Consider the following 9,652-nt stretch of genomic DNA (forward strand, 5'->3'; position numbering starts at 1 on the left):
CGGGCGCCGCCCCGCGCCCCGCGCCTCCGCCCGGCGCCCGCCGTGGGCAACGGCACACCGCGCGACCGTCCGGCCGGTGCGCGGATACCGGACACTGGAGGCGAGGCGCGAGGACAGGAAACGGACATGGACCCCAACAACCAGAAGCAGATGAACAAGCACCTCTGGTGGCGCGTGGCGTACTTCCTCTTCGCCATCCATCTCGTGGCCCTGCTGATGATCTTCGTGATGTCCCACGCGCCGAAGTGACGGCGTGACACCGGGGCGGCACGGCGACGCGGGACCGCACCGGCACACGACGGAACCGCCGCGCCCCTGACCCACGTCCCACCCCGGGAAGCGCCGCACGCCCCGGACCTGCCCCGACTTCCCTCACCGACCCAGCCCCGCCGATCTCGTACCGTCGTCCCGGCACCGGCACCCTCGCCGGGCCCCGGCCCCGCCTTCGGGCCGATCCGGACAGGGCCCACCCTTCACCCAATCATTGCTCACGGTTATCATACGTGATACACACAGTGACATCTCTGACGTCGACGGGTGACGCGGGACGCCGGGCGAGCCGATCCTCACCCCGCCCCCACGGGATTCGCGCAAGAATGCCGCCAAGTCGACATCCGGTGGTGTCTTTGTCGGCGAAGATGGAGACTGACCCCTGTCAGCACACGCGGGGGCCACAACTACCCATAAAGGGGCGGTGAGTTCAAAATGTTCATTGCGGCCGATAAGGGCGACATCTCCACCATCATCGGCGGAATCGCCCCGGACTGGGGCCCGTTCGGCAGCCTGGGCAACGAAGCGCGCGTGATGGTCGAGGTGGTCATGGCCATCGCGATCCTGCTCTGTCTGGGCATCGCCATCTGGGGCGCCGCCAAGCAGCGCATCGGTGCGACCGCGCTCCGCGACACCTTCAGCGCCGAGCAGGGCAAGGGCCTGATCGTCGCCGGTCTCACCGGCGTCTTCATCATCGGCTCGCTCGGCACCCTCTTCACGATCGTCTACGGCATGGCCGTGTAGCGCGCCCGGGGACGCCCCCGGCCGCCGCCCCTCCGGCGGCCGACGGGCCGTCACCACCCTGCCCCCGCACGCCCGCGCGACCCTCGGTCGCCGCACCCCGGGCGGACCGGAACGCCATCGGCGCCACCGCATGCGCCCCGTCCGCCGCCCGTGTGCCTCCATCCACCCCCCGACGGCCCCACCTCCCGCGCCGAGGCCCCATGCTTACGTCCGCCCGCCCCTGCCCACCCGGCCTCCGGGCCGGCCCCGGCACGCCCGCGACCAGCGGACCGGTTGAGGCGACCGCCCCGTGGGGACAGGTCCGCCCGGGGGAGAGAAGGCCACCGCGGGAGTCGGCGGAACGGGTGCACGCCAAGGGGACGAAAGCCCCCAAGTCCCCCATTCGCTCCCCCCGCACAGCAGCTGAGGAACCGTCACCGTGAGATGTACTCGTACCACTTCACCCGAGCCGCCGGCCGCGCGGCTACGGTCATACGAGGGCAACGCCACAGCGGCGAGGACGGCGGAGACGGCAATGACGGTTGAGGGGGCACGTACGCGATGAGTACCAGCGACGACGGCTACGGCGGCGACTACACGAACCCCACCGGCCAGACCCGCACCAGACTCCCCGACAGCGACGGCGACACCTACGGTTCGGGGCGCCGGTCCCGGTCCGGTCTGTCGAGCCGGAACCTCATCGCCGTGGTCGGCGTGGTGGTCCTCCTCATCGCCGCCATCGCCTTCGCCAACCGCGGCTCCTCCTCCCCCGGCACCGACGACCCCGCGAACGGCACCCCCGGCAACGCCCCCGCCGCCCGCCCCACCGCACCCACCGGCACCGCCCCGGTCGAAGGCAAGAACGGCACCATCGCCAAGGGCTTCGCCAAGACCGAACAGGGGGCGCAGTCGGCGGCGGCGAATTATGCGGTGGCGCTGGGGTCCGAGCGGATGTTCCGCGCGGACGGCCGCCACGAGATCCTGGCCGCCGTCTACACCCCCGGCATGGCGAGCCGGCTCAAGGCGTCGCAGGACAAGGCGTACTCCCCCGCGTTCCTGAAGCGGCTCGGGCTCGACGCCGCGGGCAACGCCCCCCGGGGCAAGAACTTCATCTCCCGCACCATTCCGGTGGGGACCAAGGTCGAGAAGTTCGGCGACGGCGCCGCCAAGGTGTCCGTCTGGTACACGGCCCTGATCGGGCTGGCCGGCACGGGCTCCACGGACCCGGTGCGCTCGGACTGGAAGACCTGGACCTTCGATCTGACCTGGACCGGCGGCGACTGGAAGATCGCCGCCGACACCCAGAAGAGCGGGCCCGCCCCGGTCACGGGCGACGTCCCGGCCTCCGGCGCGGAGGAGATCACCAAGGCGGTCGACGAGTTCGGAGGGTTCACTTATGCCCGGTAACACCCGCCGCCGCGCCACCTCGGTGGCCGCCCTGCTGGCCGGTGCGCAGGCGACACTCTTCCTGCTGGCGACCAGGGCCATGGCCGCACCGTCGCCCGACCCCTCGCCGAGCGGGGGCGGCGACGCCTGTGACGCGCTCTCCGGCCCCGCCAAGGACTACTGCCAGGACGGCGACAAGGCCCCCGGCGGCGCCCCCACCCCCGGCCTGACCGACAACAACCCCCTCGACCCCCTCACCTCCCTCGCCAAGGGGTGCGCCAAGGCCGCCGCGTGGATCGTCGACAAGCTGGCCGACGCCGTGAAGGCGACCTCGCAGGTCGACTTCACCAATGCCGCGTTCCTGCGGCAGTACGCCGTCGTCTTCGCCGCCTCGACCGTCCTCACCCTGGTCCTGTGGCTCCTCGCCGTCGCCAAGCGCGCCGTGCGGGGCGTGCGGCTGACGGAGGCGATCAGCGAGGCCGTCGGGTTCCTCTGGCTGACCGTGCTCGCCTCCGCGTTCACGCCGCTGATCCTGTACACCGTGGTCTCCGCGACCGACGGCATCACCGAGATCATCGCGAAGGGCACCGGCGCGAAGACCGACACCTTCTTCGGCGCGTTCTCCGAAGCGCTGACCAAGGGCACCGACATCGGCGGCGGCCCGATCATGCTGATCGTCGTCTCGCTGGTCTCGGTACTCGCCGCCGGTGTGCTCTGGCTGGAGCTGGTGGTCCGCGCCGCGCTGCTGTACGTCGGCGCGCTGCTGGGCACCGTCGTCTACGCCGGGCTCGTCGACAAGAACATGTGGGGCCACGTCCGCCGCTGGGCCGGGATCATGATCGCGGTGATCATGGTGAAGCCGGTGATCGTGATCGTCCTCGGGATCGCCGGGGCGCTCTCCTCCGACGAGGGCCCCAACGCCTTCTCCGCCGTCGTCTCCGGCCTCGCCATCATCATCCTCGCGATCTTCGCCAGCGCGATGATCTACCGCTTCGTCCCCGGCTTCGGCGACGAGATGATCTCCGCCCGGACGAACAAGGGCCGGGCCACCGACGGCAGCCAGGCGGCCGCCATGGTCTCCTCGCCCGCCGCCCTCGTCTCGCAGGGCATCAAGACCCACAGCACCCGCAAGTCCGACGGCGGCGGACAGTCCCAGGGCGGGGGCGGCCAGTCCCCCGCCAACACCGTCGCCGGCGGCGTGGCCGCGCACAGTACCCGCAACGCCCCGCCGGCCCCCCGTACCAACCCCGGCACCGGTGCCCCCAGTTCCGGCAAGTCAGCAGGAGGTGAAGGGCGGTGACCACCCATCCCCAACCGATCGCGCCCCGCAGGACGTATCTGATCGGCCGTGCCCGGCCCAACGCCGTCGTCGGCAAGAACCGCGAGACCGGCGAGATCGCCCTGATCATCGCCTGCGCCTTCCTCGGCATGGTGAGCGGTCTGGTGATCCAGGTCCTCGCCCTGCGGATCATCGCGCTGACCGGCTTCCCGGTGCTCGGCCTGGCCGCCGTGTACGTCCCGTACAAGGGCCGTACGTTCTACAAGTGGTTCGAGATCCGGCGCAGCTACCGCCGGACGCTGCGCCGCGGCACCGCCTACCGTTCCGCCGCCGCCGAGGCCGGCACCCGGCTCGACGGGCGGGAGGTCGAGATCGGCCCGCCGCCCGGCGTCGGCCGTATCAACTGGCTCGCCGCCCCCTTCGGCCCCGACGAGGTCGCCGTCCTCCTGCACGCCGACCGCCGCACCGTCACCGCCGCCATCGAGATCGAGGGCCCCGGCGTCGGTCTGCGCGACAGCGAGGACCAGGAGGCGCTGGTCGACCGCTTCGGCACGCTCCTCAAGCACGTCGCGAACGGCGACGGTTTCGTCACCCGCCTGCAGATCCTGGCCCGCACCCTGCCCGCCGACCCGGACGCGCACGCCAAGGACGTCGCCCAGCGCGGCGACGCCTCCTCCCCCGCCTGGCTCCAGGAGTCGTACGACCAGCTCCAGTCGATGGTCTCCACCTCCTCCGAGCAGCACCGCGCCTACCTCGTGGCCTGTATGCACTACGACCGCGAGCTGGCCGCCGAGGCGATGACGATGGCCCGCGCCGCGGCCACTCAGTACGGCGGCACGGGCCGCGGCAAAGTCGACCGGGACGCCGGGCTCGCCGTCGTCATGGCCCGCGAGCTGACCGACATCTGCGCCCGCCTCGCCGAGGCCGACATCCGCGTCCGCCAGCCGCTCGGCCAGGCCCGCCTCGCCTCCCTCGTGCACTCCATGTACGACCCGGACCACCCCATCGACCACATCCAGGCGATGAGCAAGCGCAACGCCTGGCCCGCCGAGCTGGACGCGGTCGAGCCGACGTACCTCCAGGCCAAGACCCGCGAGTCGACGACCCGGGCCCCGTGGTGCCACGCCACCGCCTGGATCAAGGAGTGGCCGCTGACCCCGGTCGGCGTCAACTTCCTCGCCCCGCTGCTGGTCCACACCCCGGACGTGATCCGTACCGTCGCGGTCTGCATGGACCTGGAGCCCACCGAGATCGCCATCGAGCGGATGCTGACGGAGAAGACCAACGACGACGCCGAGGCCAGCCGCGCCGCGAAGATGAACCGCGTCGTCGACCCCCGCGACGTCGCCCACCACGGCCGCGTCGACCAGCGCGGTGAGGACCTCGCCTCCGGAGCCGCCGGCGTCAACCTCGTCGGCTATCTGACGGTCTCCTCCCGCTCCCCCGAGGCACTCGCCCGCGACAAGCGCACCATCCGCGCCTCGGCCGGGAAGTCCTATCTCAAGCTGGAGTGGTGCGACCGCGAGCACCACCGGGCGTTCGTCAACACCCTGCCGTTCGCGACCGGAATCCGCCGCTAAGCCGCTGGGAGGCGCGTACGTCATGGCCATGCTCGACCCGCTCGGAGCGCTCACCGACGCCTTCACGACCTTCCTGTTCGGGAAGGTGGAGACGACGCGGCTGCCCGTACGCACCTCCACCGGACAGGCACAGGCCGTCTACCTGCCCACCGCCGCCCCCGGACTCGGTGACTCCGGCGTCATCATCGGACGCGAGGTCTACAGCGGCAAGGGCTACATCTACGACCCGTTCCAGCTCTACGGTCAGCAGCTGCCGGCCCCGCACTGGCTGGTCCTCGGCGAGTCCGGCAACGGCAAGTCCGCGCTGGAGAAGACGTACGTACTACGTCAGCTCCGCTTCCGGGACCGGCAGGTCGTCGTCCTCGACGCCCAGGGCGAGGACGGCGTCGGCGAGTGGAATCTCATCGCCGAACAGCTGGGCATCACCCCCATCCGCCTCGACCCGACCGCCGCCCTCAACGGCGGCATCCGCCTCAACCCGCTCGACCCGTCGATCACCACCACCGGCCAGCTCGCGCTGCTGCGGACGATCATCGAGGTCGCGATGGGCCACGGCCTGGACGAACGCTCCGGCTTCGCCCTCAAGGTCGCCCACGCAACCGTCCTCGGCGAGTTCGGCGGTGCGGGCGACGACGACGGCGCCCCGCGCCAGCCCGTCCTCACCGACATCGTCGAGCAGCTGCGCCACCCGGAGGCCGAGGCCGCCGAGGCGATGAACGTCGACATAGACGATGTCCGGGCATGGGGTCTGGACGTCGCGCTCGTCCTCGACCGCCTCGTCGACGGTGACCTGCGCGGCATGTTCGACGGTCCGACGACCGCCGGTATCGACCTCGACGCCCCGCTGATCGTCTTCGACCTCTCGCACATCGACCGCAACTCCATCGCCATGCCGATCCTCATGGCGATCGTCGGGGTCTGGCTGGAGCACACCTGGATCCGCCCGGACCGCAAGAAGCGCATCTTCCTGGTGGAGGAGGCGTGGCACATCATCAACTCCCCCTTCGTCGCGCAGCTCTTCCAGCGTCTGCTGAAGTTCGGCCGCCGCCTCGGCCTCTCCTTCGTCGCCGTCGTCCACCACCTCAGCGACGTCGTCGACGGCGCCGCCGCCCGGGAGGCCGCCGCCATCCTCAAGATGGCCTCGACCCGCACCATCTACGCCCAGAAGGCCGACGAGGCCCGCGCCACCGGCCAGGTCCTGGGCCTGCCCCGCTGGGCCGTCGAGATCATCCCGACGCTGACGCCCGGCATCGCCGTCTGGGACGTCAACGGCAACGTCCAGGTCGTCAAACACCTCATCACCGAGGCGGAACGCCCGCTGGTCTACACCGACCGCGCGATGACCGAGGCATCCGAGGTCTCCGCCGCCTCCGCCCTGCCCACCGACGAGGCCCGTGCCCTGGAAGCCGCCGCCGACGCCGAGGCCGAACAGCGCGCCGAGGCCCTGGCCCTGGCCCGCCAGCTCCAGGGCGAGTCGAGCGAGACGGTGGCGTGACCCCCGGCCCGGCCCCCCGGGACGGCCACCCGGGGGCGTACGACAACGGTTACGCGCCCCCCGGCGCCCGGCACGACCAGGGGGCCGGCCGCCCCGGGACGTCCACCCGCCGCGTCGGACCTCCGGACGCGTACGACGACCGGTACCACCCGCGAGGCGGTCACCCGGGACCGTACGGCGACCGGTACGTCCCACGGGTCGGCCACCCGGGACCGTACGACCGGTACGCCTCCCGGGGCGGCCACCCGGAGCCGTACGCCACCGGGCCGCACGACCCGCGGGACGGCGGCGCCCGGCCCGCCCGCGGTCCCCGGCAGCACGGCGGCGTCCCGGACTCCCTCCTCCTCGGCCTGCTGGGCTTCCTCCTCGGCCTGAGCGTCCTGATCTGGACGGCGACCGGCCTCGCCGGGCTTCTCAGCCACGGCGCCTGGCCGGACGGCGTCAGCTACTCCGGCACCCCCGGCGCCCTCCGCCACCTCGTCACCGAACCGCACGACCTCCCCGGCGCCTGGCCCGCCACCCCCAAGGCCCAGCTCTCCGGCTACGGCCTCTTCTGGGGCCTGCTCATCGGCGAACTGCTGGCCCTGCTGGTCCTGACCCTCTTCATCCTCGGCACCCTCACCCGCTACCGCGCCGTCCGCCGCGCCCGCCGCGCAGCCCCCCGGGAACCGTCCGGATACGCCCCTACGGGCCCCGCCCCGGCCACGGTCCCCGCACCGGCCCCTGCCGCCGGTACGCCGTCGGAATCCGCCCCGCCCCTTGACGCCCCCTCAACCATTGCCCCGAGCACGCCCGTCGGCATGGATGCGGCCCTCTCCCCAGGGGCCACGACGGGCCCCGCAACGGACACGGCCACGGCCACGGCCACCGGAAACGGCACCGGCGCTTCCCCCCTCGACACCGCTTCCCCTACGGGGGCGCCCTCCGGCACGGCCGCCACGTCCGGCACGAACCCCGGGGCGAACCCGGGCCTCGGGAAAGGCGCAGCCCTCGGTAGGACAGGCGCAGCCGCTGCGGACACGGCCCCCGGTACGTCCGCCTCCCACCCGGGCCCGTCCCTCGCGCCAGGCACATCCCCCGACCCTGCCCCGGGCACGCCCCCCGCAGCTCCCGGCGCGAGCGCCCTCTCCCCCGAAGGCGTGCTTCCCGCGACCCTCGCCGCCACAGGTGCGACAACCGCCGCCCTCACCGGAGCGGCCGCCACGCCCCACACCGGCGCCTCCCCCGAACCGCCCCTGCCGCGCCTCCTCTTCGGCACCGACCGCACCGCCGCCACCGCCGCGGCACTCACCGCCGTCACCGCGGCCCCGGGCCCCGTCATCGTGGCGACCACCGACCCGTCCCTCTGGTCGGCCACCAAGGACGCCCGCGCCGGACTCGGCCCGATCCTCGTCTACGACCCGGTGCACCGCCTCGACACCCCGTCCCGCCTCCGCTGGTCACCGACGGCCGGCTGCGAGGACCTCGCCACCGCCGCCTCCCGCGCCGCCGCACTGCTGGCCCCCGTGGCGCCGCACAGCCCACTGGACGCGGCCGTCGCCGACGCCGCCCGGACGCTGCTGCGCTGCTGGCTGCACGCGGCCGCACTCGACGGACGCCCGTTCCGCCACCTCCACCGCTGGGCCCACGCCACCGGCGGCGCCCAGGAACCGGTCCGCGTCCTGCGCACCGACCCGAAGTCCGCCCCCGGCCAGGCCGGCGAACTGGAATCCGTCCTCACGGCCCACCCGGAACGCCGCGACCAGGCGAAGAAGCTGGCCGACCGGGCCCTGTCCGCCCTCGGCTCCGTCCACATCCGCGACGCCTGCAACGCCCAACGCGCCGACGCCCTCGCCCTCGATTCCTTCCTCGCCGAAGGCGGCACGCTCTACGTCGTCGGCGACGCCCTGGAGGACCCGCGCCCCGACCCGGGCGCGATGCCGCTGCTCACCGCGCTCCTGACGTACGTCGTCGAGCACGGTCGCCGGCTGGCCACCCGCTCCTCCACCGGACGCCTCGACCCGCCGCTCACCCTCGTCCTCGACGACATCGCCGCACTGGCCCCGCTGCCCGCCCTGCCGGACCTCCTCCGCACGGACCCGCCCCGCGGCCTGCTCACCCTCGCCACGATGCGCTCCCCGGAACAGGCCCGCGCCCGCTGGCCCCACGCCACACCGCCCCTCTGAGCCTTATGCTCCGGGGCAGCCACCCGCTACAACCGGGCCAGCGCCATCTCCCGCTCGACGGCCGCCGCATTCCGCGGGTCCGCAGCCGTCCGCCCCGTAGGGACGAACCCCAACTCCCGGTACAGCCTCTCCGCCGGCGCGTTCTCCTCGTGCACCCACAGCCGTACGCGGGCCACCACCGGCTCCGACAGGCTCCACGACCAGCCGAGCGCCGCCTCGAACAGCTCCCGCGACAGCCCCGTCCCCCGGTACTCGGGCCGTACGTACGCCGCCACGATCTCCGTCTGCGCCACCTCGGCCCCGGCATCGAGCCGCACCACGACCATTCCGCCCCAGCTGCCGTCCGGGCCCTCACCGATGAGCGTCAGCGCGGTGCCGCTCTCAGCGCTCCTCGCGGCTCGCTCCTGCCAGTACTCCGCCGGCCGCGCCGCGGCTTCCTCGAACGTCTCCCGGAACGCCACTCGCGCCACGGAATCCGCCAGTGCCGCCAGCCGCAGCTCCTTGAGCCGCTTCCATTCGTCCGCCTTCACCGGTCTGATCAGGTACGCCATTGCCACAGCATCGCAGCGCCCGCCCCCGCTGACCAGTGAAATCCATATGCACAACGCAAAAATGCTCCGGTCCCCGGCAACCATCACTGGCTACCGGAGACCGGAGCTAAAAATTGTTCGGCGGCGTCCTACTCTCCCACAGAGTCCCCTCTGCAGTACCATCGGCGCTGAAAGGCTTAGCTTCCGGGTTCGGAATGTAACCG

General features: G+C 72.7%; 8 protein-coding genes and 1 rRNA gene. 7 read left to right on the forward strand and 2 right to left on the reverse strand.

Annotated elements, in window-relative coordinates; translation table 11 throughout:
- The first annotated feature begins 126 nt into the window (after positions 1-126).
- The 7 genes from ACZ4M8_RS10465 (at position 127) to ACZ4M8_RS10495 (ending at position 8,898) form a co-directional block, all read left to right on the forward strand.
- The gene (locus ACZ4M8_RS10465) at positions 127-249 is read left to right on the forward strand and encodes a hypothetical protein (protein WP_399087400.1); all 123 of its coding nucleotides are present in this window, start codon (positions 127-129) and stop codon (positions 247-249) included.
- A 456-nt stretch (positions 250-705) separates the two neighbouring features.
- Positions 706-1,014 carry a hypothetical protein gene (locus ACZ4M8_RS10470; protein WP_399087402.1) on the forward strand — a complete coding sequence of 103 codons (309 nt, stop codon included), beginning with the start codon at positions 706-708 and terminating at the stop codon, positions 1,012-1,014.
- A 540-nt stretch (positions 1,015-1,554) separates the two neighbouring features.
- Positions 1,555-2,400: a hypothetical protein gene (locus tag ACZ4M8_RS10475; protein ID WP_467605233.1), complete on the forward strand. Its 846-nt coding sequence runs from the start codon at positions 1,555-1,557 to the stop codon at positions 2,398-2,400.
- Positions 2,390-3,679 (forward strand): hypothetical protein, encoded by a 1,290-nt coding sequence (locus ACZ4M8_RS10480; RefSeq protein WP_467605235.1) that lies wholly within the window; start codon positions 2,390-2,392, stop codon positions 3,677-3,679. Before ACZ4M8_RS10475 ends, ACZ4M8_RS10480 begins: the two co-directional genes overlap by 11 nt.
- Positions 3,676-5,238 (forward strand): SCO6880 family protein, encoded by a 1,563-nt coding sequence (locus ACZ4M8_RS10485; RefSeq protein ID WP_467605237.1) that lies wholly within the window; start codon positions 3,676-3,678, stop codon positions 5,236-5,238. The genes ACZ4M8_RS10480 and ACZ4M8_RS10485 overlap by 4 nt, the downstream gene beginning before the upstream one ends.
- A 28-nt stretch (positions 5,239-5,266) precedes the next feature.
- A complete protein-coding gene (locus ACZ4M8_RS10490) occupies positions 5,267-6,733 on the forward strand; it encodes an ATP-binding protein (protein WP_467605387.1) in 1,467 nt (488 codons plus the stop codon).
- Positions 6,730-8,898, forward strand: coding sequence for a type IV secretory system conjugative DNA transfer family protein (locus ACZ4M8_RS10495; protein WP_467605238.1), 2,169 nt, complete (start codon positions 6,730-6,732; stop codon positions 8,896-8,898). The genes ACZ4M8_RS10490 and ACZ4M8_RS10495 overlap by 4 nt, the downstream gene beginning before the upstream one ends.
- 26 nt (positions 8,899-8,924) lie before the next feature.
- On the opposite strand, the gene ACZ4M8_RS10500 is transcribed toward ACZ4M8_RS10495, so the two are convergent.
- Together ACZ4M8_RS10500 and rrf are read right to left on the reverse strand one after the other, a co-directional pair.
- Complete coding sequence (locus ACZ4M8_RS10500; protein ID WP_467605240.1) at positions 8,925-9,449, reverse strand: GNAT family N-acetyltransferase; 525 nt, start codon at positions 9,447-9,449, stop codon at positions 8,925-8,927.
- Between the two features lie 115 nt (positions 9,450-9,564).
- Positions 9,565-9,652 (reverse strand): 5S ribosomal RNA (gene rrf, locus ACZ4M8_RS10505); the annotation flags it as partial.

The organism is Streptomyces sp. NPDC027185 (genome assembly GCF_055567035.1).

Excerpts from the sequence above, each read along its gene's own strand:
- ACZ4M8_RS10480 (WP_467605235.1), top strand. The coding sequence starts at position 2,390 with ATGCCCGGTAACACCCGCCGCCGCGCCACCTCGGTGGCCGCCCTGCTG.
- ACZ4M8_RS10490 (WP_467605387.1), top strand. The coding sequence starts at position 5,267 with ATGCTCGACCCGCTCGGAGCGCTCACCGACGCCTTCACGACCTTCCTG.
- ACZ4M8_RS10475 (WP_467605233.1), top strand. The coding sequence starts at position 1,555 with ATGAGTACCAGCGACGACGGCTACGGCGGCGACTACACGAACCCCACC.
- ACZ4M8_RS10470 (WP_399087402.1), top strand. The coding sequence starts at position 706 with ATGTTCATTGCGGCCGATAAGGGCGACATCTCCACCATCATCGGCGGA.
- ACZ4M8_RS10500 (WP_467605240.1), bottom strand. The coding sequence starts at position 9,449 with ATGGCGTACCTGATCAGACCGGTGAAGGCGGACGAATGGAAGCGGCTC.
- ACZ4M8_RS10465 (WP_399087400.1), top strand. The coding sequence starts at position 127 with ATGGACCCCAACAACCAGAAGCAGATGAACAAGCACCTCTGGTGGCGC.